Origin of the sequence: Pseudomonas sp. Root329, assembly GCF_001424925.1 — a bacterium.
Lineage (GTDB): Bacteria > Pseudomonadota > Gammaproteobacteria > Pseudomonadales > Pseudomonadaceae > Aquipseudomonas > Aquipseudomonas arabinosi.
This window is the reverse complement of record NZ_LMCV01000012.1, coordinates 334,746-357,437: the sequence shown is the minus strand read 5'-3', so window position 1 is coordinate 357,437 and position 22,692 is coordinate 334,746. Positions and strand designations below refer to the sequence as shown.

At 59.2% G+C, this 22,692-nt stretch carries 20 protein-coding genes; 12 read left to right on the top strand and 8 right to left on the bottom strand.

Going from position 1 to position 22,692, the window contains the following annotated elements; genetic code table 11:
• Nucleotides 1-214: 214 nt before the first annotated feature.
• Entirely contained in the window at nt 215-1,495 is a 1,281-nt protein-coding gene (locus ASC74_RS13150) for a serine/threonine transporter (RefSeq protein ID WP_056741756.1), read from the bottom strand.
• A 269-nt stretch (nt 1,496-1,764) separates the two neighbouring features.
• Here ASC74_RS13150 and ASC74_RS13145 point away from each other — a divergent pair, with 269 nt between their 5' ends.
• The 6 genes from ASC74_RS13145 to ASC74_RS13120 all read left to right on the top strand — a co-directional run bounded on the left by ASC74_RS13145 (nt 1,765) and on the right by ASC74_RS13120 (nt 7,412).
• Nucleotides 1,765-2,148 (top strand): tautomerase family protein, encoded by a 384-nt coding sequence (locus ASC74_RS13145; RefSeq protein ID WP_056741755.1) that lies wholly within the window; start codon nt 1,765-1,767, stop codon nt 2,146-2,148.
• A gap of 31 nt (nt 2,149-2,179) precedes the next feature.
• A complete protein-coding gene (locus ASC74_RS13140) occupies nt 2,180-2,797 on the top strand; it encodes a TetR/AcrR family transcriptional regulator (RefSeq protein WP_056741754.1) in 618 nt (205 codons plus the stop codon).
• 253 nt (nt 2,798-3,050) lie between these two features.
• Nucleotides 3,051-4,010, top strand: coding sequence for a 2-hydroxyacid dehydrogenase (locus ASC74_RS13135; protein WP_056741753.1), 960 nt, complete (start codon nt 3,051-3,053; stop codon nt 4,008-4,010).
• Nucleotides 4,011-4,154: 144 nt separating this feature from the next.
• Nucleotides 4,155-5,222, top strand: coding sequence for a phosphotransferase family protein (locus tag ASC74_RS13130; protein ID WP_056741752.1), 1,068 nt, complete (start codon nt 4,155-4,157; stop codon nt 5,220-5,222).
• 46 nt (nt 5,223-5,268) lie between these two features.
• On the top strand, nt 5,269-6,036 hold the full coding sequence (locus ASC74_RS13125; RefSeq protein WP_056741751.1) for an SDR family oxidoreductase: 768 nt from the start codon (nt 5,269-5,271) through the stop codon (nt 6,034-6,036).
• Nucleotides 6,037-6,296: 260 nt separating this feature from the next.
• Entirely contained in the window at nt 6,297-7,412 is a 1,116-nt protein-coding gene (locus ASC74_RS13120; RefSeq protein WP_056741750.1) for a Gfo/Idh/MocA family protein, read from the top strand.
• A gap of 406 nt (nt 7,413-7,818) precedes the next feature.
• On the opposite strand, the gene ASC74_RS13115 is transcribed toward ASC74_RS13120, so the two are convergent.
• The 6 genes from ASC74_RS13115 to ASC74_RS13090 all read right to left on the bottom strand — a co-directional run bounded on the left by ASC74_RS13115 (nt 7,819) and on the right by ASC74_RS13090 (nt 14,200).
• Nucleotides 7,819-8,067, bottom strand: a complete 249-nt coding sequence (locus ASC74_RS13115; RefSeq protein ID WP_056741749.1) for a DUF1652 domain-containing protein — start codon at nt 8,065-8,067, stop codon at nt 7,819-7,821.
• A 129-nt stretch (nt 8,068-8,196) separates the two neighbouring features.
• Complete coding sequence (locus ASC74_RS13110) at nt 8,197-9,693, bottom strand: helix-turn-helix transcriptional regulator (protein WP_056741748.1); 1,497 nt, start codon at nt 9,691-9,693, stop codon at nt 8,197-8,199.
• Between the two features lie 172 nt (nt 9,694-9,865).
• On the bottom strand, nt 9,866-10,759 hold the full coding sequence (gene sigJ / locus ASC74_RS13105; protein WP_056741747.1) for an RNA polymerase sigma factor SigJ: 894 nt from the start codon (nt 10,757-10,759) through the stop codon (nt 9,866-9,868).
• Between the two features lie 3 nt (nt 10,760-10,762).
• Nucleotides 10,763-11,197 (bottom strand): carboxymuconolactone decarboxylase family protein, encoded by a 435-nt coding sequence (locus tag ASC74_RS13100; protein WP_056741746.1) that lies wholly within the window; start codon nt 11,195-11,197, stop codon nt 10,763-10,765.
• Nucleotides 11,198-11,290: 93 nt separating this feature from the next.
• Entirely contained in the window at nt 11,291-12,574 is a 1,284-nt protein-coding gene (locus ASC74_RS13095) for a Zn-dependent hydrolase (protein WP_056741745.1), read from the bottom strand.
• Nucleotides 12,575-12,715: 141 nt separating this feature from the next.
• Complete coding sequence (locus tag ASC74_RS13090; protein WP_056741744.1) at nt 12,716-14,200, bottom strand: NCS1 family nucleobase:cation symporter-1; 1,485 nt, start codon at nt 14,198-14,200, stop codon at nt 12,716-12,718.
• Nucleotides 14,201-14,751: 551 nt separating this feature from the next.
• Here ASC74_RS13090 and hydA point away from each other — a divergent pair.
• The 3 genes from hydA to preA all read left to right on the top strand — a co-directional run bounded on the left by hydA (nt 14,752) and on the right by preA (nt 18,989).
• Nucleotides 14,752-16,191, top strand: coding sequence for a dihydropyrimidinase (hydA, locus tag ASC74_RS13085; RefSeq protein ID WP_056741743.1), 1,440 nt, complete (start codon nt 14,752-14,754; stop codon nt 16,189-16,191).
• A 155-nt stretch (nt 16,192-16,346) separates the two neighbouring features.
• Nucleotides 16,347-17,714: an NAD(P)-dependent oxidoreductase gene (locus ASC74_RS13080; protein WP_056741811.1), complete on the top strand. Its 1,368-nt coding sequence runs from the start codon at nt 16,347-16,349 to the stop codon at nt 17,712-17,714.
• A complete protein-coding gene (gene preA / locus ASC74_RS13075) occupies nt 17,715-18,989 on the top strand; it encodes an NAD-dependent dihydropyrimidine dehydrogenase subunit PreA (protein ID WP_056741742.1) in 1,275 nt (424 codons plus the stop codon). It abuts the gene before it with no gap.
• A 107-nt stretch (nt 18,990-19,096) separates the two neighbouring features.
• On the opposite strand, the gene ASC74_RS13070 is transcribed toward preA, so the two are convergent.
• On the bottom strand, nt 19,097-19,717 hold the full coding sequence (locus tag ASC74_RS13070) for a TetR/AcrR family transcriptional regulator (protein WP_008149783.1): 621 nt from the start codon (nt 19,715-19,717) through the stop codon (nt 19,097-19,099).
• Nucleotides 19,718-19,857: 140 nt separating this feature from the next.
• Between ASC74_RS13070 and copC the strand changes: the two genes are divergently transcribed.
• The 3 genes from copC to ASC74_RS13055 all read left to right on the top strand — a co-directional run bounded on the left by copC (nt 19,858) and on the right by ASC74_RS13055 (nt 22,650).
• Nucleotides 19,858-20,223 carry a copper homeostasis periplasmic binding protein CopC gene (copC, locus tag ASC74_RS13065; protein ID WP_056741741.1) on the top strand — a complete coding sequence of 122 codons (366 nt, stop codon included), beginning with the start codon at nt 19,858-19,860 and terminating at the stop codon, nt 20,221-20,223.
• Nucleotides 20,224-20,226: 3 nt separating this feature from the next.
• Complete coding sequence (gene copD, locus ASC74_RS13060) at nt 20,227-21,087, top strand: copper homeostasis membrane protein CopD (protein WP_056741740.1); 861 nt, start codon at nt 20,227-20,229, stop codon at nt 21,085-21,087.
• A 264-nt stretch (nt 21,088-21,351) separates the two neighbouring features.
• A complete protein-coding gene (locus tag ASC74_RS13055; RefSeq protein ID WP_056741739.1) occupies nt 21,352-22,650 on the top strand; it encodes an OprD family porin in 1,299 nt (432 codons plus the stop codon).
• Nucleotides 22,651-22,692: the final 42 nt, after the last annotated feature.

The window sequence follows — 22,692 nt, the reverse complement described above, 5'->3', positions numbered from 1 at the left end:
TCGCTAAGCGCAAGGAATGTCGGCTCTGGGTCAGGTATTGAGCATTTTCAACGCAATAAAAAACGCCGCCCATCGTGAGATGAGCGGCGTTTTTTTATGCCTTTAAATCAAAAGATCGCAGCCTGCGGCAGCTCCTACACTGACCGAGTACATCTGCGGGTGCCCCAGATTCCTGTAGGAGCTGCCGCAGGCTGCGATCTTTTGATCTTTGCTATCAGGCAGTCAGCGAATAAATCAAAGCAGTAATCGCCACCAGGCCGACCGCAGTCACGAAGACGTTGGAAGCCTGACCGCGATAACGCGCCATGGCCGGGACCTTGCGGATTGCGTACATCGGCATCAGGAACAGGATCGCGGCGATGATCGGGCCACCGAGGGTTTCGATCATCCCCAGAATGCTCGGGTTCAGCGTGGCAACGATCCAGCAGACCACCAGCATGAAGGCGGCAGTCATGCGATCCATAGTCTTCGGTGCCGGGCGCTTGCCACTCTTCACGATCAGACCTTTAAGACCTTCGCTGGCGCCGATGTAGTGACCCAGGAACGACTTGGAAATGGCCACAAACGCAATCAACGGCGCCGCGAAGGCGATGGTCGGGTTGCTGAAGTGGTTGGCCAGGTACGACAGGATCGACAGGTTCTGCGCCTTGGCTTCCGCCAATTGCGCCGGCGACAGGGTCAGCACGCAACTGAACACGAAGAACAACACCATCACCACCATCAAGGCGTGGGCGCGGGACAGGATCTGCGAGCTACGCTCTTCGGCGTGATCGCCATAACGACGCTTCTGGTCCACCGCGAACGCCGAGATGATCGGCGAATGGTTGAACGAGAACACCATCACCGGAATCGCCAGCCACAGCGTGTGCAGCAGTGCCGACGGTTCTGGCAGCGTCGACGCGGTGGCGAGGATGCCGCCGTTCCAGTGAGGAATCAGGAACACCGCAAGGAACAGCAGCGCAACAATGAACGGATAAACCATCAGGCTCATGGCCTTGACGATCGCCTGCTCGCCGCAACGTACCACCGCCAACAGGCCAAGGATCAGCACGAGCGACAGCACGGCGCGCGGTGGCGGCATGATGTGCAGTTGATGCTCGAGGAAACTGCCCACGGTGTTGGTCAGGGCCACGCTATAAATCAGCAGGATCGGGAAGATCGCGAAGAAGTACAGCAAGGTGATCAGCGCGCCAGCCTTGATCCCGAAGTGCTCTTCCACCACTTCAGTGATGTCCGCGCCTTCGCGTCCGGACAACACAAAGCGTGTCAGGCCACGGTGTGCGTAAAACGTCATGGGGAACGCCAACACCGCCAGGACCAGCAACGGCCAGAAGCCGCCCAGACCCGCGTTGATCGGCAAAAACAGCGTGCCAGCCCCGATGGCCGTGCCAAACAGGCCCAGCATCCAGGTGGTGTCATGGCGATTCCAGCTCTCAAGCGTCGCTGGTGCCGTCGATACATAGCGTTCGTCGACGCTATTGGCCTGATCATTCATCCGGTGGGATCTCCGCATTCCGGTCAGTTGCTACCCGGTCAGGACGAGTCGGAAAAATCCGACAGGCAGCGCCCTGGCCGAAACAGGGGCGCGATTGTCCGGGATTAATGAGCAGAAGCAAAGACTTAGCTGAGGAGTGGTTGTGCGGATCAGATCCATTGGCACCCTTTATTAAATAGATGTTTTAAAAAATCTATTTAATAAAGGATTGCCGTCATGTAATTTCGATGCTCACTGCTGACCGGCAGCCCTTACCAACGGAGCCTCTCATGCCACTCGTTCGCGTCGACATCAAAAAGCATCAAGACCCGACTCACGCCAAACGTGTCGGGCAATTGATCTACGCCGCCATGCACAGCGCCATTGGCGTGCCGGAGAACGATAACTTCCAGATTCTTGCCGAGCACGACGAACAGCATTTCATTTTTGATCCCGGCTACCTGGGCATCAATCGCACCGACAATCTGGTGGTGATTCAGATCACCTTGAGCGAAGGCCGCACCATCGAGCAGAAAAAACTCCTCTACAAAACCATTGCCGAGAGCCTTAACGCGGAACTGTCGGTGCGCCTGGAAGATGTATTCATCAATCTGGTGGAGGTAAAGAAAGAGAACTGGTCGTTTGGCAATGGCATAGCCCAGTACGCCAGCTGATTTCTGCCTTTTATATACCTGTGAGCCGCCAATGCCCCGAGTCTCCCGCAAACAAGCCGAACTCAACCGCGAGATCATCGTCGAGGCCGCCACGCGTCTGTTTCGCGAACGTGGCCTGCACGGAATCAGTGTCGTCGACGTGATGGGCGCGGCCGGCCTCACCCATGGCGGGTTCTATGGTCACTTCGAATCCAAGGAAGCGCTGGCAAAAGAAGCGTGCAGCCGGGCGTTCACCCAGTCGATGGAACGCTGGAAGCAGAAAATAGAGGATAACGACGACAGCCTCTCGGCTCGCGAGAGCATCATCGCGCCCTACCTGTCCGCGGCCAATCGCGATAATCCGGGCGAAAGCTGCCCGGTGACCGCGTTTGCCGGCGACATGTGTCATGAAACCGTCGAAAGCGGATTGCACCAGACCTACACCCAAGGGCTGGAGGCATTGTTGCAGATGCTGGCACCGCTGATGGGCGCGGATCAGTCAGAAGCCAATCGGCAAAAAGCGTTGGTGGACTATTCGCTGATGGTCGGCGCCCTGACCCTGGCTCGCGCAACCCGGGGTGACGCGTTGTCCGATGAAATTCTCGACGCAGCCCGGACGTTTCTCACCTCGGACACGGTCGTTGAAAAGGCCGCGACGCCGTCTGGCTGAGATAAACACAGCGCAGCGAGCCCAAGGCCCCACCAGCAATGGACGGGGCCTTGTTGTTTCTCCCGAACGGTGCATTCGCAAAGGTGTTGAACACAGTGGATATGTAAGCGCTACGGAACGCTCCTACACTGAGGTCGAACGCCACAAGCCTGCTATCTTTGGTAAATACCAAACCGTTGCGGATCAGCAATTTGAAGCAACGTTTTGAAGCCACTTTCGAGCCCCGACTTTCCGATGTCCACAGGAGCCCAGCATGCCCGCAACCGTTCTGGTACTGGTTGAAACCATCAATGATTACCTGCCGATTCTCGAACATCAGGGGTTTCACCTGATTCTGGCTCCGACACCAGCCGAGCGCGCCGATGCCATCACACGCCATGGCGCCCAGATCGATGCGGTGCTGACCCGCGGCCCATTGGGCCTGTATGCCGACGAAATCGCCGCCCTGCCCAATCTCAAGATCATCTGCGTGATCGGCGCCGGCTACGAACACGTCGACCTGCAAGCCGCCGCCAACCGGGGCATTACGGTCACCAATGGCGCCGGCGTCAATGCCTCTTCGGTCGCCGACCATGCCATGGCAATGCTGCTGTCGCTGGTGCGTGACATTCCCCGTTGCGACGCCGCCGTTCGCCGGGGTGAATGGCCGAAAATCATGCGCCCGTCCCTGGCCGGCAAGCACCTGGGCATCCTGGGGCTCGGTGCGGTCGGCATGGCTATTGCCAAACGCGCCGCCCACGGTTTCGACATGACGGTCAGTTACCACAACCGCCAGCATCGCAGCGATGTGCCGTACAGCTTCCGCTCGACGCCCACCGAATTGGCACGGGAATCGGACTTTTTGGTCGTCGCCACCCCCGGCGGGCTGGGCACCAAACACCTGATCAACCGACAAGTACTCGACGCCTTGGGCCCCCAGGGGTTCATCGTCAATATCGCCCGAGCCAGCGTGATCGTCACCGCAGACCTGATCAGCTCGCTTGAGCAGCGCAGGATTGCCGGCGCTGCACTGGATGTCTTCGACACAGAACCCCAAGTACCCAATGCCTTCAAGGCGTTGGCCAATGTGATCCTCACCCCGCATGTCGCCGGTTTGTCCCCGGAAGCCACTCAAGGCACCGTGGAGCTGGTAGGTCGCAATCTGGTGGCATTCTTCACCGGCAATCCGGTATTGACCCCGATTGCCCTGCCATCGTCGACAAGCATGATCTGACCACCATTCAAACAGGTGTATCAAAAACAATGATTGCCCGGCAACACGCTCACCTATAAGGGCGTTTCGTGGTTGTGGGTGTCGGGTGTGCGCATTAGATTAGCCAATAGTCTCAGGCCTCCAGAATAAGCAGAAGGGATAAGCATGGCGCTTACTGACCAGTCCACACGTATCCGCACCGGCGAAGAACTCGATGCCAGCCTGATCGATCCGTACCTCAAGGCCCATATTCCGGGCCTGAGTGGTTTGCCGCAGATCAGCCAGTTTCCAGGCGGTGCGTCGAACCTCACCTACTTGCTGGAATACCCCGAGCAGGAGTTCGTCCTGCGTCGCCCGCCGTTTGGCCACAAGGCCAAGTCCGCTCACGACATGGGCCGCGAATTTCGCATCCTCAATCAGCTCCGTGATGGTTTTCCGTACTGTCCGAAAGCCTACGTGCACTGCACTGACGAATCGTTGATCGGCGCCGAGTTCTATGTGATGGAACGGGTCAAGGGGATCATCCTGCGCTCCGAACTGCCGCCGGAACTGGGTCTGGATTCGACGAAAACCGAAACGCTGTGCAAGAGTTTCATCGACAAATTCGTTGAACTGCACCGGGTCGACTACAACGCCTATGGCTTGGGCGACCTTGGCAAACCCGAAGGTTATGTCGCGCGGCAAATCAAAGGCTGGAGTGATCGCTACGAGAAAGCCCTGACCCCGGACGCACCGAAGTGGGAGGCGATCAAAGCCTGGCTCAACGACAAGATGCCGGCCGATCACCCGACCTCCAGCATCGTCCACAACGACTACCGCTTCGACAACGTGATCCTCGACCCAAACAACCCGATGGACATCATCGGCGTGCTCGACTGGGAACTGACCACCCTCGGCGACCCGCTGATGGACCTGGGCAACACCCTCGCCTACTGGATCGAAGCCGACGACCCGGCACCGGTGCAACTGATGCGCCGTCAACCGAGCCACGCGCCGGGCATGCTTACCCGCCGCGAGTTCGTCGATTACTACGCCGAGCGTTCAGGCATCCAGATCGACAACTTCGACTTCTACTACACCTACGGCCTGTTCCGCCTGGCCGGCATCGTGCAGCAGATCTACTACCGCTTCTTCCATGGTCAGACCCAGGACAAACGCTTCGCGCAGTTCATTCACATGAACAAACTGCTGGAGCAAATGAGCCTGCAAGTCATCCAGAAATCCAGCCTCTGATTGCGCCACTGGCCCCCAATAACAAGACTTTTTATAAGAGAATCCCATGTCCAAGACTCAGTTGTTCGACCTCGACGGCAAAATCGCATTTGTATCCGGCGCCAGCCGCGGCATCGGTGAAGCCATCGCCAAACTGCTGGCCCAGCAAGGCGCCCATGTGATCGTCTCGAGCCGCAAGCTCGACGGCTGCCAGCACGTGGCCGACGCGATCATCGCCGCCGGCGGCAAAGCCACTGCCGTGGCATGCCACATCGGTGAAATGGAACAGATCAGCCAGGTCTTCGCCGGCATCCGCGAACAGTTCGGGCGCCTGGACATCCTGGTCAACAACGCGGCGACCAACCCGCAGTTCTGCAACGTACTGGACACCGACCTCAGCGCTTTCCAGAAAACCGTCGATGTGAACATCCGCGGCTACTTCTTCATGTCGGTGGAAGCCGGCAAGCTGATGCGCGAAAACGGCGGCGGCAGCATCATCAACGTCGCCTCGATCAACGGCATCTCGCCAGGGATCTTCCAGGGTATCTACTCGGTGACCAAAGCGGCGGTCATCAACATGACCAAAGTGTTCGCCAAGGAATGCGCGCAGTTCGGCATCCGCTGCAACGCCCTGCTGCCAGGCCTGACCGACACCAAATTCGCTTCGGCACTGGTGAAGAACGACGCGATTCTGAAGACCGCGCTGCAGCAGATTCCGCTCAAGCGTGTGGCTGATCCGAGCGAAATGGCGGGGGCCGTGTTGTATCTGGCGAGTGATGCGTCGAGTTACACCACTGGGGTTTCGTTGAATGTGGATGGGGGGTTCTTGTCCTGATCCGATTTACCGGACAAACAAAAGGCAGCCTTCGGGCTGCCTTCTTTTTTTGCCCTAATTGATCGTTCCCACGCTCCGCGTGGGAATGCAGCCCGGGACGCTCCGCGTCCCAAAGCGGACGCAGAGCGTCCATTGAGGCATTCCCACGCAGAGCGTGGGAACGATCACGCAGAGGAATTTTAATTCCATTAATTGCAATTAAGGAATTTTTATTCCATAAATAGCCCTCCTGAAAACAAAAATTCAATAGGCCAATCTCCATGCGCGAACTCGGTATCGGACTCATCGGCACAGGTTTCATGGGCCGCGCCCATGCCTTGGCGTTTCGCAACGTCAGTGCGGTTTTCGAACTGCCCCTCAAGCTCAAACTCGCCGCCTTGGCCGACGCCGATCCGCAGCGTGCCCGCCACTGCGCCGATGCCTGGGGTTTCGACACCGCCCATAGCGACTGGCAGCAATTGATCGATGACCCCAAGGTCAATCTGATCGCCATCACCACGCCCAATCACCTGCATTACCCCATGGCCATGGCGGCCCTCGCCGCCGGCAAACCGGTGTATTGCGAAAAGCCGTTGGCGGTGAATCTGCAACAGGCCGACGCCATGCGACTGGCGGCCAAAGCGGCAGGCGTGGTGACGCGGGTGGGTTACAACTATCAGCACAACCCAATGATCGGGCTCGCCCGGCAGTTGATTGAGAACGGCGACTTGGGTCAGATCATCAGTTTCCAGGGCGAATTCAGCGAAGATTTCATGGCCGATCCAGCGTCACCTTGGTCGTGGCGTTGCGATGCCGATCATGCCGGTGGCGCACTGGCCGATCTGGGCAGTCACTTGTTGGCCATGGCCCGCTACCTGGTGGGCGATATCGAGGCAGTGAGCGCCGACACCCAGACCGTGCACCGGCAACGCCCCGCCACGGCTGGCAGCCTGGAACAACGCAGTATCGCGGTCGACGATCAGGTCCACGCCTTGTTGCGGTTTGCGAATGGCGCCCGAGGCACGTTCAGCAGCAGTTGGCTCAAGCACGGCTACAAGAATCACCTGAGTTTTGAAATCAGCGGCACCCGAGGGACTTTGGTGTTCGATCAGGAACGCCTGAATGAACTGCGTCTGTTTCGCGCCGGTCAGGACGGTTTCCAGCGCCTGCTGGCAGGGCCGAATCTGCCGGGTTATGCGGCGTTCAGCCCGGCGGCAGGGCATCAGCTCGGCTACAACGAACTCAAGACATTGGAAGTCCATGATTTGGTGATGGCGCTGGCAGGCTTATCTCAGGGTGGAACAGATTTCGAACAGGCGTGGGAAGTCGAACGTCTGGCGACGGCGATTCGGTTGGCAGCGCGGGAATCACGTTGGGTCAGGATCGAGGAAGTCTGAGCGAAGCCCCGCCAGCAGCACAGCGCCGCTGGCGGTTCAACGTGAGCAGATGGACGCTTACTGAGTGACGCAACGAGTGAGCGTGGTTTCCCGGGTCACCTGCCCCTCAGCCCTCATATCACCTTGCACATCGGTGTTTTCAGTGGTTTGGCAGGTGCGCACAGGGGGTGGAGGCGGTGCAGCGGGAGGTGGCGGTGGAGGACTGGCGCAACCACCCAGAATCGCTATCCAGAGTGCGAACGACAGTGTTGTAAAAGTGCGTTTCCCAAGACTTTTCATAGGTTGACCCGCGGTAAGTGATCGACATATTTCCGCGACCCAACTACTTCACCGCGTACCCGCGGACCGGTCACAGAAAAAATACTCTCGTATTCTTTATACGACCGCCGACAAATCACGACAGTTCCTAGGACGTTTCGCGACGATGCAACGTGTTGCTCTCAAGTTCATAACGCAGCTCGTCGATCAATGCTGCCACCGCCTCCGGCGTTCTGAGGTTTGTTACGCTCAGCCCGGTGACCACCAGATCCACCTGCCCCGACACCGGATGATAGAGCTTCACCGTCAGTGAATGATCACCCGTAACAGTGCAGTCACAGGCCAACGGCGAAAAGCTCCGCTCCAGTTGCAAACGCAATTGCGCCACATAAATCATCCCGCGGTTCCTGTAGCTGTTTCGAAAGGGACGCGATACCCGAAGACCTGTACCGCACCCTTACAGCCTAAGAACTGCCGCACCCGTTCAGAACATGAATTTGCACCCCCTCGAGTAGTGCATTTGCACCTACCGCTGGGCCTTGGGCCGCCACTCGCTGGAGAACAAACCTCGCTCGCGAGCCCAGACAATCGCCTCGCTACGACTGTGAATATCGAGCTTGGAATACACCGTCGACACATGGTTGCGCACCGTGTTGGGTGCGAGTTTGAGCCGCGCGGCGATTTCCTTGTCGGCCAGGCCTTCGCAGATCAGGCCGAGCACATCGCGCTCGCGGGCAGTCAGGTCGGTGAACGACACGCTAGGCAACTGCGGCGAGTTGACGTTTTTCACGTTAGCGAGCTTCTCGATGAGCGTGCGGCTGAACCAGGAGGCGTCTTTCATCACCTCTTCGATCGCCGACACCAACTCCAGCTCCGTGCGTTTACGCTCAGTAATGTCCATAAACACCAGCAAGTAGCAGGGCCTGTCCTGAATATTCACGGTGTCGCCCGAGACCGCGCAATCAATCAGCCCGGCGCCTTTCTTGCGTACCCGAACATCGACACGATCCACGCTTCCGGTTTTTTCCAGCGCCGCAAACAGTCGCGAGCGCGCGCCAGTGTCATCGATAAAATCGATCTGCGTTACCGATTTGCCAAGCACCTCTTCACTGGCATACGCGAGCGTATCGAGGAAGGCTTCATTGACGTCCATCACCACCTGATCGCCGGCGTTGCACACCAGGATCGGCACCGGGGTCAGTCGAAAAGCCTTGGCGAAGCGTTCCTCGCTTTGGCGCAGGGCGACTTCAGCCTTATGCCGAGGCTCGATGTCGACGAAGGAAAAGAGCATGCAGGCTTCGTCATTCAGTTCAAGGGGCTGGCCGGCGACGATCACCTGTTTGCTGCCACCTTCGGATAACTGCAACTGCGCCTGCATTTGCGGAATGGTCGCCCCTTCACGCAACCGCTGCTTGGCCAGGTCTTTGTTTTCGGCCCCCTCCAGCACGTCCAGTTCATAGGTCGAACGGCCGATCACCTGATCACGGGCATAGCCGGTCATCTCCAGGAAGCCCGGGTTGACTTTGATGTAGCGCAAATCGCTGAGGCGACAGATCACCGCCGGAGCCGGGTTGGCATTGAAGGTTTTCTCGAAACGCTGCTCGGCGCTGGCCCACTCCGTGACATCGTTCATGATCAGCACCAGCGACTCCGGCGCGCCAGCGCTGTCGGCCAGCACCATGCTGCGCACGCTGTGGACCCAGGTGCGCTCTTCGTCGTCCGCCGGTGTCACCTCAACCAACACATCGCTGAAGGACTCGCCTCGAGCGACGCGGCTGATCGGATAATTGTCGGCCTGAACCGGGTGATTATTGCGATAACGCAAGGCGAAGCGCTTGGCGTACTCCTTGGCATTCGCCCCCAGCTCGCCGAGCTGCCCGACGCCGTGCATGGCCAACGCGGCGTCATTGGCCCAAAGGAGGGTCTGGTCGAGCTCCAGCAGAATCACCCCATCGGACAGGCCGGCGATAATCTGCTGCAACTGACGGCGATTGGTTTCGGTGGTCAGGACGTCCTGGCTCATTGGATCTCCACGCGTGCGGCGGCGCATACATACGCCGCCCTGTGAAGATTACGACCGCAGGCATCCATGATCGTGCAGATATGCCGGGGAACACGGGTGATCGTTTACATCCGTGGAATTTGCAGGTGTAAGCAAGCCCCTGTAGGAGCTGCCGCAGGCTGCGATCTTTTGACTATTGCACTTGCAACGATCCATCCAACCCCGCCAACTTCTCCGGGTTACGCATGATAAAAATCCGCCTCACCCGCCCCGCTTCATCAAACCCAAAAGTCATCGAAGCAGTGATGACCCCATCTGCCTTGATGATCACGCCTTGGGCGCCATTGATTTCGCTGGGCAGCCATTCGCAAGTCTGCCAATAGACGTGCAACGACTGACCAATGAAATCCAGCACGCGGGTAATGCCGGACAAGGTTTCGCGGATGGCCGAGGCCTTGCCGCCGCTGTCGGCGCAGAGTTCGACGTCTTCGCTCAGCATCGCGGTCAAGGAAGCGGTCGAGCCGCTGGCGATGGCGCTATGGAAAGCGCTAAGCAATTGGTCCTGACGCGCCAGTTCCGGCTGAAAGCGCGTTTGTCCGCTGCCGAGGCTGGCCTTGGCCCGGGACACCAGTTTGCGGCACGCAGCCTCTTGAACCCCGACCGCATCCGCGACTTGCGCGTAATCCATGTCGAATATTTCGTAGAGCAAGTACGCCGCTCGCTCTTTGGGGGTTAGCCGTTCCAGCAACAACAGGAACGCGGTGGACAACGACGAGGCCAGTTCATGCCTGTGTTCGGGTGAATCCTGGTGGGTGGTGTGAATCGGTTCCGGCAACCAGGTGCCGATGTAATCAACCCGCGACTTGTGAGCCGAACGCAGCAGATCGATGCAGTGCCGGGTGCACGCCGTGGTCAGCCAGGCGGCCGGTGTGGCAATGGCGGCGCGGTCGGCCTCCAGCCATTTGATGAACAACTCTTGTACGACATCCTCGGCTTCGGCGCGGGAGCCGAGGATGCGATACGCCAGACCAAGCAAAAAGGGCCGGCGCTGCTCGAACACAGCGGCGGCGTTTTCAGCGGAGTTCATCTATCAGTGCCTCGACACCTGCAAACGGTTCCACAGGTTGATCATGCCGATCTCGGCCGTCAAGGCACCGATTTGCGCGTCGTTGAAGTGCTCGCGCAAGTCACCGCGCAGGCTGGCGTAGTCGGTCTTTTCATCGAGTACGGTGAGGGCTTCGGTCCAGGCCAGGGCGGCGCGTTCGGAGGCGCTGAAATCGCTGACGTGGCGCCAGACGATCAGGCGGTCCAGCCGCTCGTTGGTTTCATTGGCTTCACGGGCCTCGCGGGTGTGCATCTTCACGCAGAAGCCGCACTGGTTGATCTGCGAGGCACGCAGGTGCAGCAGGTGTTTGAGGGTCGGGTCGAGGTCGTGGCTGTCGAGGGTGACGTGGACCTGGGTCAGGCTCTCGAACACCTGAGGAATCGATTGCAGAAGGTTGACCGGTTGGGTGTTGGACGACATCGTGTTGCTCCACTGTTTGGGGGATTCAACAGGATGACGATTGAGGATTCGGGTTTGTGACGTGCGCTGTTTTTTCAGCGCACGTCATGCATTTCAAGCGGCCAATTCACCACTGGCAATCGCCGCCGACGCCGCCAGCATCGCCCGCAACAACACCGCACACCCGGCCGCCAGATCATCCGGCGCGGCGTTTTCGATTTCGTTGTGGCTGATACCGCCTTCGCACGGTACGAAGATCATCCCGGCCGGGCCGAGTTCGGCGAGGAAGATTGCGTCGTGCCCTGCTCCGCTGACGATGTCCATGTGCGACAGGCCCAGCCCTTGAGCAGCGCCGCGTACCGCTTCCACACAGCCTTTGTCGAAGTACAGCGGAGGGAAATCCGCAGTGGGTGTCAGTTCGAAGGTCAGGCCGTGTTCCTCGCAGGTGGTTTCGATGACTTCACGGACTTCGGCGATCATCGAGTCCAGGCGCGCCGGTTCCAGATGACGGAAGTCCAGGGTCATGCGCACTTCGCCGGGGATGACGTTGCGTGAGCCGGGATAGGCTTGCAGGCAGCCGACGGTGCCGCAGGCGTGAGGTTGATGACCGAGGGCAGCGCGGTTGACCGCACCGACGATCACCGAAGCGCCAACCAGAGCATCCTTGCGCAGGTGCATCGGCGTCGGGCCGGCGTGGGCTTCGACGCCGCGCAGTTTCAGGTCGAACCATTTCTGCCCGAGGGCGCCCATCACCACGCCGATGGTTTTGCGTTCGTCTTCAAGGATTGGGCCTTGCTCGATATGGGCCTCGAAATAGGCGCCGACAGCATGGCCGCTGACCTTGCGCTCGCCAGCATAGCCAATGGCGTTCAACGCTTCACCGACCGTGACGCCCTCGGCATCGACCTTGGCCAGGGTTTCTTCAAGGGTGAATTTTTCCGCGAATACGCCGGAGCCCATCATGCACGGGGCGAAGCGTGAGCCTTCCTCGTTGGTCCAGACCACCACTTCCAGCGGCGCTTCGGTTTCCACGCCCAGGTCATTGAGGGTGCGCAGCACTTCGACGCCGGCCAATACGCCGAAGCAACCGTCGAACTTGCCGCCAGTGGGTTGGGTGTCGATGTGGCTGCCGGTCATCACCGGTGGCAGGTTCGGGTTGCGGCCCGGACGACGGGCGAAGATGTTGCCGACGGCGTCGATGCTGACGGTGCACCCGGCCTCCTCGCACCAGTTGACGAAAATGTCCCGGGCCTGGCGGTCGAGGTCGGTCAGGGCCAGCCGACAGACGCCGCCCTTGACCGTGGCGCCGAGCTTGGCCAGGTCCATGAGCGACTGCCACAAGCGGTCGCGGTTGATGTGCTGATGGGTGGACTGCAGAACGTCTACGGCAGCGTTCATGATGATCTCCTCAGGCAGTTGTTATAAGTTTCTTCAGGCTGATCGTTGTCGTTTATGAGGCCGTCTTCGCGAGCAAGCCCGCTCCCACAGGGGAATGCATTTCAAGTGTGGGAGCGGGCTTGCTCGCGAAGGGGCCATCCCTCACACCGTGGATTTCGCGATTGATGGGCTAGGTCGCATCGAGCACAACCCGTAATAAATCAGCCCGCCCAGTGCCGAGCCGGTGAACCAGCCATAGTCGTAGAACCAGCTGAATGCATTGCTGCCGAGCGACAGCAGCGTCAGCGCCACCGGCACACCAAACGCAATAAACCCGAACCAGTTCCACGCCGGGTAAACGTCATCGCGATAGAGGCCGGCCAAGTCCAGTTGCTGTTTCTTGATCAGGAAATAGTCCACCACCATGATCCCGGCGATCGGGCCCAACAGGCTCGAATAGCCCAGCAACCAGTTGGAATACACCGTTTCCAGGCTCAAATCCGAGACGATCAGTCCGAGCTTCTTCAACAGCTCATGGGCCATCAGCGCCAAGCCGACCAGGCCGGTGAGCATTACCGCTTTGGTGCGGTTGATGAACTTGGGCGCGACGTTCTGGAAATCGTTGGTCGGCGACACGATGTTGGCCGCGGTGTTGGTCGACAGCGTGGCGATGATGATCAGCGCCATGGCCAGCGCGACCCAGACCGGGCTCTGGATATGACCGATCAGGGTGACCGGATCGGAGACGGTGACGCCCACCAGTTTGACCGAGGCGGCGGTCATCACCACCCCCAATGATGCGAACAGAAACATGGTCAGTGGCAGGCCGATGATCTGCCCGACAATCTGATCCTTCTGGCTTTTCGCGTAGCGGCTGAAATCCGGAATGTTCAGGGACAAGGTGGCCCAGAACCCGACCATGGCGGTCAGCCCGGCGGCAAAGTAACTGACCACGCTGGCCCCTTGTGGACGTTTGGCCGGGATCGCCAGCAACTCGGTCATCGACACGTTCGGCATCGCCCATACCAACAGCCCCACGCCCACCAGCACCAACAACGGTGCAGAGAGGGTTTCCAGCCATTTGATCGAGTCCGCGCCGCGAATCACCACCCACAAGTTCAAGGCCCAGAACACCATGAACCCGATCACTTCACCGGTACCACCGAGGGATTTCCAACCGTCGAACACCGAGCCGAGAAACAGGTGAATGGCCAGCCCGCCGAACATCGTTTGAATGCCGAACCAGCCACACGCCACCAGCGCCCGGATCAGGCACGGAATGTTGGAGCCGAGGACGCCGAAGGACGAACGCAGCAACACCGGAAACGGAATGCCGTACTTGGTGCCGGGGAAGGCGTTCAGGGTCAACGGGATCAGTACGATGATGTTGGCGAACAGAATCGCCAGCAGCGCTTCGCCGACGCTCAGGCCGAAATACGCGGTGAGCACGCCGCCGAGGGTGTAGGTCGGCACACAGACCGCCATGCCGATCCACAATGCGGTGATGTGCCATTTGTTCCAGGTTCGTTCGTGCACCTTGGTCGGTGCCATGTCGTGGTTGTAACGGGGGCTGTCGAGGACGTCACTGCCGGCTTCGAGCTCAAACAAGCCGTCGCGTTCGGTCACTTGCGATCTGATCTGTTGCATGGCCGCTCCACTGTTCTTTTGATTATTGTTGCTCATCAGGGGCTGGTGGCTTCAATTAACGTGCCGATTACCCCGTTTGCGCATCGGGCAGTTCCATAAAAACTTTGTAACCAACTGATGTTTATCAGTTTTATTTACATAGCCGATGAGTCACCGGTTACTTGCTTGTTCACTCAGGCCAAACGCCAGGCAAGTTGTCCGAACCGTCAGGACTCAATCTGGTGCATATCACTTTTTTTCAACGTCGCGCATCAACCATAGACCATCCTCAACCGGCTGATTTCACATAAGAAATCTCGTCTATTTTTAGAACCTGTCAAGTGCGTCAAAATGGTGAGAGGCCTCACCATTTTGGTGATTTACGTATTTAATCGTTATTTATCAACACGTTAAAACAGATATAAGCTTATAAAAAATATTCTTGCTCAATCCTCAAACTCAGACTAGCGTTTATTCCTGACAGCGCTGACAGGAATACACCTGTTTGCGTCGGCTTCATATAAAACATTTAGAACCGGCACAAGTCGGTCATTGCCTGCGAGGAACTCGGAATGTCTCTGTTGATCCGTGGCGCCACCGTTATTACCCATGATGAAAGTTATCGCGCCGACGTCTATTGCGCCGACGGCGTGATCAAAGCCATCGGTGAAAACCTTGATGTTCCCGCCGATGCCGAAGTGCTCGACGGCAGCGGCCAGTACCTGATGCCCGGCGGCATCGATCCGCACACGCACATGCAACTGCCCTTCATGGGCACGGTGGCCAGTGAAGACTTCTTCAGCGGTACTGCGGCGGGACTTGCCGGTGGCACGACGTCGATCATCGACTTTGTGATTCCCAATCCGCAGCAATCCTTGATGGAAGCCTTTCATCAGTGGCGCGGCTGGGCCGAGAAGTCGGCGTCGGATTACGGTTTCCACGTCGCGATCACCTGGTGGAGCGAACAGGTCCGCGAGGAAATGGCCGAGCTGGTCAGCCAGCACGGGGTCAACAGCTTCAAGCATTTCATGGCCTACAAGAACGCGATCATGGCCGCCGACGACACGCTGGTGGCGAGTTTTGAGCGCTGCCTGGAACTGGGCGCGGTGCCGACCGTGCATGCGGAAAACGGTGAGCTGGTCTATCACCTGCAACGCAAGTTGATGGCCCAAGGCATGACCGGCCCTGAAGCGCATCCGTTGTCGCGCCCTTCGCAGGTGGAAGGTGAAGCGGCCAGTCGGGCGATCCGCATCGCCGAAACCCTGGGCACGCCGCTGTACCTGGTGCACGTCTCGACCAAGGAAGCCCTCGACGAAATCACCTACGCCCGCAGCAAGGGCCAACAAGTCTACGGCGAAGTCCTGGCCGGGCATTTGCTGCTGGACGACAGCGTTTATCAACACCCGGACTGGCAGACCGCCGCCGGTTACGTGATGAGCCCGCCCTTCCGTCCGCGCGGCCATCAAGAGGCGCTTTGGCACGGCCTGCAATCGGGCAACCTGCACACCACCGCCACCGACCATTGCTGCTTCTGCGCCGAGCAAAAAGCCGCCGGCCGTGACGATTTCAGCAAGATCCCCAATGGCACGGCCGGTATCGAAGATCGCATGGCGGTGCTCTGGGATGAAGGGGTGAACACCGGACGTTTGTCGATGCAGCACTTCGTGGCGCTCACCTCCACCAACACCGCAAAAATCTTCAACCTCTACCCGCGCAAAGGCGCGATTCGCGTCGGTGCGGACGCGGATCTGGTGCTGTGGGATCCGGAAGGTACGCGGACGATTTCGGCGAAGACTCACCATCAGCAAGTTGACTTCAACATCTTCGAAGGCAAGACCGTGCACGGCGTACCGAGCCACACCGTCAGCCAGGGCCGGGTGGTGTGGGCCGATGGTGATTTGCGGGCCGAGCGTGGTGCCGGGCGGTATGTCGAACGGCCGGCGTATCCGGCGGTGTTTGATTTGCTGAGTAAGCGGGCTGAGATGAACAGGCCGACCGCAGTGAAACGCTGAAATCGAGGCCTTCGGCCTTCGCGAGCAAGCCCGCTCCCACATGGGAATGCATTTCAAATGTGGGAGCGGGCTTGCTCGCGAAGGCGGCTGCCCTGACGACGAAAAACTCAATGCCCATCAGAGGCATCACCTCAATTAACCGTGAGGCCAACACCGTGATCAAGACTCTGAACCATCTCCCGCATCCGCACGAGAATGCGGCCGCCCTCGCCGGCCATTTCACCGATCTGGCCCCGCCACTCAACGACCGTCAGGCCCATCTGGAAGCCTCGCGTTGCCTGTACTGCTATGACGCGCCCTGCGTGAATGCCTGTCCGAGCGAGATCGACATTCCGTCGTTCATCCGCAATATCCATCAGGAAAACGTTCAGGGCGCCGCGCAGAAAATCCTCTCGGCGAACATCCTCGGTGGCAGTTGCGCCCGGGTGTGTCCGACGGAAGTGCTCTGCCAGCAAGCCTGCGTGCGCAACAACGACCATGAATGCGCACCGGTGCTGATCGGCCTGTTGCAGCGTTACGCCGTCGACAACGCACACTTCAGCGAACACCCCTTCACCCGTGCGGCATCAACCGGCAAGCGCATCGCCGTGGTCGGCGCCGGTCCGGCCGGTTTGTCCTGCGCTCACCGCAGTGCCATGCATGGTCATGACGTGGTGATTTTCGAGGCACGGGAAAAGGCTGGCGGCCTCAACGAATACGGGATCGCCAAGTACAAACTGGTGGACGACTACGCGCAGAAGGAGCTTGAATTCCTATTGGAAATCGGCGGGATCGAAATCCGCCACGGGCAGAAACTTGGAGAGAACCTGACCCTCAGCGATCTGCATCAGCAGTTCGACGCGGTGTTCCTTGGGCTCGGACTGGCCGCCAGCAAACAGCTGGGGCTTGCTCATGAAGATGCGCCCGGTCTGCTGGCCGCCACCGATTACATCCGCGAACTGCGTCAGGCCGATGACCTGACCCAACTCCCCCTCGCTGACCGTTGTATCGTTTTGGGCGCCGGCAACACCGCCATCGACATGGCCGTGCAAATGGCTCGCCTCGGTGCACGCGACGTCAACCTGGTGTACCGCCGCGGCGTTGAGGAAATGGGCGCCACCGACCACGAACAGGACATCGCCAAAGCCAATCAAGTGCGTTTGCTGACCTGGGCGCAACCCGAAGAAGTCCTGCTCGATACTCAAGGCCAAGTACGCGGCATGCGCTTCGCTCGGACCTGGTTAGTCGAAGGTCGCCTGCAAACCACTGGCGAAACCTTCGAACTGGCCGCTGACGCGATCTTCAAAGCCATCGGCCAGGCCTTTGATGGCAGCGCCCTCGCCGATCCGCTGGCCCGTGAACTCAAGCGCCAGGGCGAGCGGATTCAAGTGGACGAAAACCTGCGCACCAGCATCCCCGGCGTGTACGCCGGCGGCGACTGCACCAGTCTCGATCAGGACCTCACCGTGCAGGCCGTGCAGCACGGCAAACGGGCCGCCGAGGCCATCAACGCCCAACTCATGCTCAACGTGGAGGCTGCGTAAATGGCCGATCTCTCGATTGTCTTCGCCGGCATCAAAGCCCCCAATCCGTTCTGGCTGGCCTCCGCGCCACCGACCGACAAGGCCTACAACGTGGTCCGCGCCTTCGAGGCTGGCTGGGGTGGTGTGGTCTGGAAAACCCTGGGTGAAGACCCGGCGGCGGTCAACGTGTCGTCGCGCTACTCGGCGCACTTCGGGGCCAACCGTGAAGTGGTGGGCTTCAACAACATCGAACTGATCACCGATCGTTCGCTGGAGATCAACCTGCGGGAAATCACTCAGGTCAAAAAAGACTGGCCGGACCGCGCGTTAATCGTGTCGCTGATGGTGCCCTGCGTCGAAGAATCCTGGAAATTCATCCTGCCGCTGGTGGAAGCTACCGGCGCCGATGGCATCGAGCTGAACTTCGGCTGCCCGCACGGGATGCCGGAGCGCGGCATGGGCGCGGCGGTCGGCCAGGTGCCGGAGTACGTCGAGCAGGTCACCCGTTGGTGCAAGACGTACTGCTCGCTGCCGGTGATCGTCAAGCTCACACCGAACATCACCGACATTCGCGTCGCCGCCCGCGCGGCCCATCGCGGCGGTGCGGATGCGGTGTCGCTGATCAACACGATCAACTCGATCACCAGCGTCAACCTGGAGCGCATGGTCGCCAATCCCGCCGTGGGTAGCCAAAGCACCCATGGTGGTTATTGCGGTTCGGCAGTGAAGCCGATTGCACTGAACATGGTCGCCGAAATCGCCCGCGATCCTCAGACGCAAGGCCTGCCGATCTCGGGCATTGGCGGCATTAGCAGCTGGCGCGACGCGGCGGAGTTTATTGCGCTGGGCAGCGGCTCGGTGCAGGTGTGTACGGCGGCGATGCTGCATGGTTTCCGGATTGTCGAGGAGATGAAGGACGGTTTATCGCGCTGGATGGACAGTCAGGGCTACGCCAGCGTGTCAGAGTTTTCCGGGCGTGCGGTGAGCAACACCACGGACTGGAAGTACCTGGACATTAACTATCAGGTGATTGCCAAGATTGATCAGGAGGCCTGCATTGGTTGCGGTCGTTGCCACATTGCTTGCGAAGACACTTCGCACCAGGCGATTGCGAGCCTTAAGCAGGCGGACGGGACGCACAAATATGAAGTGATTGATGATGAGTGCGTGGGGTGCAATCTGTGTCAGATCACGTGCCCGGTGCAGGATTGTATCGAGATGGTGCCGATGGAGAACGGGAAGCCGTTTCTGGATTGGAATCATGATCCGAGGAATCCTTACCACGTCGCTGTTTGATCGTTGAAGATCAAGGGATCGCAGCCTCGTTTCACTCGACAGCTCCTACAACGGATTGCGTAAACCTGTAGGAGCTGTCGAGTGAAACGAGGCTGCGATCTTTTGATTCACGGCTCCAACCCAATCCCCCGCAAGATCACACTCGTCACCGTCTGCACCGCCCGCTCGAACTGCATGTCCGACAACGGCTGATGGTCATTCAGAATATTCACCTGATGATCAAAGTCGGCGTAATGCTGGGTCGACGCCCAGATCATGTACAGCAGGCTCGAAGGTTCCACCGGCAGGATGCGTTTGTCGTCCACCCACTGGCGAATTTTCGCTTCTTTCATCTTGGCCCAGTCGTACAGGCTCACGTCCAGCTTCTCACCCAGGGTCGGTGCGCCGTGGATGATTTCGTTGGCCCAGACTTTGGAGCCATAAGGCCGGCTGCGGGAGTGGTTCATCTTGGCGCGGATGTAGCTGCTGAGCACCACACGCGGGTCGTCGAACATCTCGAAGCACAGGGCATCCTGTTTCCACACTTCCAGCAAACCCAACAGCACCGCGCTGTACAGCTCACTCTTGGTGCTGAAGTAGTAATGCAGGTTGGAGCGCGGCAGTTGCACTTCGGCGGCGATGTCGGCCATGGCGGTGCCGCCGAAACCTTTTTCGGCGAACACCTTTTCGGCCCCCAACAGAATTTTCTCGACGTTACTGCGACGAATCTCGATCTTGTGATTGCCCATGAGGGCTCCCTGACAACAGCGTTGCCCAAGACTAGCATCCGCTCTATCTCGCGGCGACAAGGGAAAACGAAACTTCGTACACACAGCTTCTCGCAGGTAAACTGACCGCCTTTTCGAACCCACCTCAGAGGTATTCCAAGATGCAGCTCAAGAAAACCCTGACCACCGTCGCCCTGCTCGGCTCGCTGTTCGCCGCGTCATCGGTGTTTGCCCACGCCCATCTGAAAAGCCAGACCCCGGCCGCCGACAGCACGGTGAGCGCGCCGTCGGAACTGCGCCTGGTGTTTTCCGAAGGTGTAGAAGCGACCTTTTCCAAAGTCACGATCAGCAAGGACGGCGTCCCCGTACCGGTGAAAAGCCTCACCACCGAAGGCAGCGACAAGAAAACCCTGATCGTCACCCCGGCCGCACCGTTGGCAGCGGGCGCTTACAAAGTCGAATGGCACGCGGTGTCGGTCGATACCCACAAAAGCGAAGGTGCCTATAGCTTCAAGGTTGGCCAGTAATTCATGACGAGCGCGATGGTGCTGTGCCGCTTTCTGCATTTCACCGTCGTGCTGATGCTGTTCGGGGCGTGGGTGTTCAGGCCTCTGCTGGTCAATGGCGACGCTGGACATCTGGATCAGCGATTGGCCAGAACAAGCCGCTGGCTGGCTGCGGTAGCCTTGGTCACTGGCGTTAGCTGGTTGCTGCTGATCACCGCCAGCATGGCCGGTTCGTGGGACGCGGCATTCGATCCGTCGACCCTGCGACTGGTGCTGGGCAATACATTTTTCGGCCAGGTCTGGCGCTGGCACTTGCTGCTCAATGCGTTGTTGGTCGCGCTGCTGATGACGCCCTTGCGTTCAAACCTGCCCCTGCGAATCGGCCTCGCCAGCCTACTGCTGGCCACCCTCGCCCCGGTCGGCCACGGTGCCATGCTCGACGGCCTCAACGGCCAATTGCTGATCCTCAATCAAATCATTCACCTGACCTGCGTCGGCGCCTGGCTCGGCGGCTTGATGTTGTTGGTGATGATTCTGCGGCAGCCGGCAGAGCATTCAATCAAAGCGACCTTGCAACGCTTCAGCGGCATTGGTTACGTATTGGTGGCCGGGTTGGTGATGACCGGGCTGATCAATGTTCGGGTCCTCACCGGGCAGTTCTGGCCGACGCCGTTGCTGTCCGGGTTTGCGCTGATTCTGTTGATCAAGGTTCTGCTGGTCGCCGCGATGCTGGGATTGGCGTTGTTCAATCGGCTGCGAATCGATGACTGCGAGCAGCGGCTGGCCATTCTGAAAAGCAGCGTAATTCTCGAATGGCTGCTCGGGATGGGAGCGGTGGCAGCCGTTTCGTTGCTGGGCACTCTGCCCCCGATGATCGTGAGCTAAAACACAAATCCCTGTGGGAGCGAGCCTGCTCGCGATGACGGTAGAACAGACACCACTGTAGTGAATGTCAGACCGCTATCGTCGGAACGCCGCCCGGAGCAGGCTCACTCCCACAGGGGTTCTTCGACATACCATAAAACCGCACCAAGTCATCGTACAACTTCTGATTGACATTCCCCGTAACACTTGCAAATAATCCGCCCCGATGTTGTACGACGACGTATAACAAAAAATAAAAACAACAAGAAACACGGGAGCGTCACTGTGAGCAAGCTCGTCCGCAATTCCTCCGTCAGCACCCCTCGCCCAACCTTCGCACGCCGTCACACCCTGAGCCTGATCGGTTGCAGCAGCCTGGCCCTCGCCCTGCCCATGACCAGTCATGCCGAAGGTTTCGTCGATGACGCCAAAGCCACGCTGAACCTGCGCAACTTCTACATCAACCGCAACTTCACGAACCCTGCCTACCCGCAGGGTAAGGCTGAAGAGTGGACGCAAAGCTTCATCCTCGATGCCAAATCCGGATTCACCCAGGGCCCCGTCGGTTTCGGCATGGATGTGCTGGGCCTGTACTCGGAAAAACTCGACGGCGGCAAAGGCACGGGCGGCACCTCGTTGCTGCCGATTCATGACGACGGCCGCCCGGCCGACAACTTCGGGCGCCTGGGTGTGGCGCTGAAAGGTAAAGTCTCGAAAACCGAATTGAAGGTCGGCGAATGGATGCCGGTGTTGCCGATCCTGCGCTCCGACGACGGTCGCTCCCTGCCGCAAACCTTCCGCGGTGGACAGGTGACGTCCACCGAGATCAGTGGCCTGACGCTCTACGGCGGCCAGTTCCGCGCCAACAGTCCGCGCAACGATGCGAGCATGGAAGACATGTTCATGAACGGCAAATCAGCGGCATTCACCTCGGACCGTTTCAACTTTGGCGGCGGTGAATATGCGTTCAACGAAAAGCGCACCCAGGTCGGCGTCTGGTACGCACAGCTCAGCGACATTTATCAGCAGCAGTATTTCAACCTGAGCCACAGCCAGCCCATCGGAGACTGGACCCTCGGCGCCAACCTTGGCTACTTCATCGGCAAGGAAGACGGCAGCGCCCTGGCCGGCGACCTCGATAACAAAACCGCGTTCGCCATGCTCTCGGCCAAGTACGGCGGCAGCACCTTCTTTGTCGGCCTGCAAAAACTCACCGGCGACGATGTCTGGATGCGGGTCAACGGCACCAGCGGCGGCACCCTGGCCAACGACAGCTACAACTCCAGCTACGACAACGCCAAGGAACGATCCTGGCAGCTGCGCCACGACTACAATTTTGTGGCGCTCGGCATTCCCGGCCTGACGATGATGAACCGCTACATCAGCGGCGATAACGTGCACACAGGCACCATCACCGACGGCAAGGAATGGGGCCGCGAATCAGAACTGGCTTACACCGTGCAGAGCGGCGCGCTGAAGAACCTCAACGTCAAATGGCGTAACGCGTCGATCCGCAAGGACTTCAGCACCAACGAATTCGACGAAAACCGCATTATCATCAACTACCCGATCTCGTTGCTGTAAGCCGAGGGGCCGGGGGGATCAACACGAGCCCTGTGGGAGCGA

Coding starts and splice junctions, on each gene's coding strand:
- ASC74_RS13150 (WP_056741756.1), bottom strand. CDS start 1,495: ATGAATGATCAGGCCAATAGCGTCGACGAACGCTATGTATCGACGGCA.
- ASC74_RS13145 (WP_056741755.1), top strand. CDS start 1,765: ATGCCACTCGTTCGCGTCGACATCAAAAAGCATCAAGACCCGACTCAC.
- ASC74_RS13140 (WP_056741754.1), top strand. CDS start 2,180: ATGCCCCGAGTCTCCCGCAAACAAGCCGAACTCAACCGCGAGATCATC.
- ASC74_RS13135 (WP_056741753.1), top strand. CDS start 3,051: ATGCCCGCAACCGTTCTGGTACTGGTTGAAACCATCAATGATTACCTG.
- ASC74_RS13130 (WP_056741752.1), top strand. CDS start 4,155: ATGGCGCTTACTGACCAGTCCACACGTATCCGCACCGGCGAAGAACTC.
- ASC74_RS13125 (WP_056741751.1), top strand. CDS start 5,269: ATGTCCAAGACTCAGTTGTTCGACCTCGACGGCAAAATCGCATTTGTA.
- ASC74_RS13120 (WP_056741750.1), top strand. CDS start 6,297: ATGCGCGAACTCGGTATCGGACTCATCGGCACAGGTTTCATGGGCCGC.
- ASC74_RS13115 (WP_056741749.1), bottom strand. CDS start 8,067: ATGATTTATGTGGCGCAATTGCGTTTGCAACTGGAGCGGAGCTTTTCG.
- ASC74_RS13110 (WP_056741748.1), bottom strand. CDS start 9,693: ATGAGCCAGGACGTCCTGACCACCGAAACCAATCGCCGTCAGTTGCAG.
- sigJ (WP_056741747.1), bottom strand. CDS start 10,759: ATGAACTCCGCTGAAAACGCCGCCGCTGTGTTCGAGCAGCGCCGGCCC.
- ASC74_RS13100 (WP_056741746.1), bottom strand. CDS start 11,197: ATGTCGTCCAACACCCAACCGGTCAACCTTCTGCAATCGATTCCTCAG.
- ASC74_RS13095 (WP_056741745.1), bottom strand. CDS start 12,574: ATGAACGCTGCCGTAGACGTTCTGCAGTCCACCCATCAGCACATCAAC.
- ASC74_RS13090 (WP_056741744.1), bottom strand. CDS start 14,200: ATGCAACAGATCAGATCGCAAGTGACCGAACGCGACGGCTTGTTTGAG.
- hydA (WP_056741743.1), top strand. CDS start 14,752: ATGTCTCTGTTGATCCGTGGCGCCACCGTTATTACCCATGATGAAAGT.
- preA (WP_056741742.1), top strand. CDS start 17,715: ATGGCCGATCTCTCGATTGTCTTCGCCGGCATCAAAGCCCCCAATCCG.
- ASC74_RS13070 (WP_008149783.1), bottom strand. CDS start 19,717: ATGGGCAATCACAAGATCGAGATTCGTCGCAGTAACGTCGAGAAAATT.
- copC (WP_056741741.1), top strand. CDS start 19,858: ATGCAGCTCAAGAAAACCCTGACCACCGTCGCCCTGCTCGGCTCGCTG.
- copD (WP_056741740.1), top strand. CDS start 20,227: ATGACGAGCGCGATGGTGCTGTGCCGCTTTCTGCATTTCACCGTCGTG.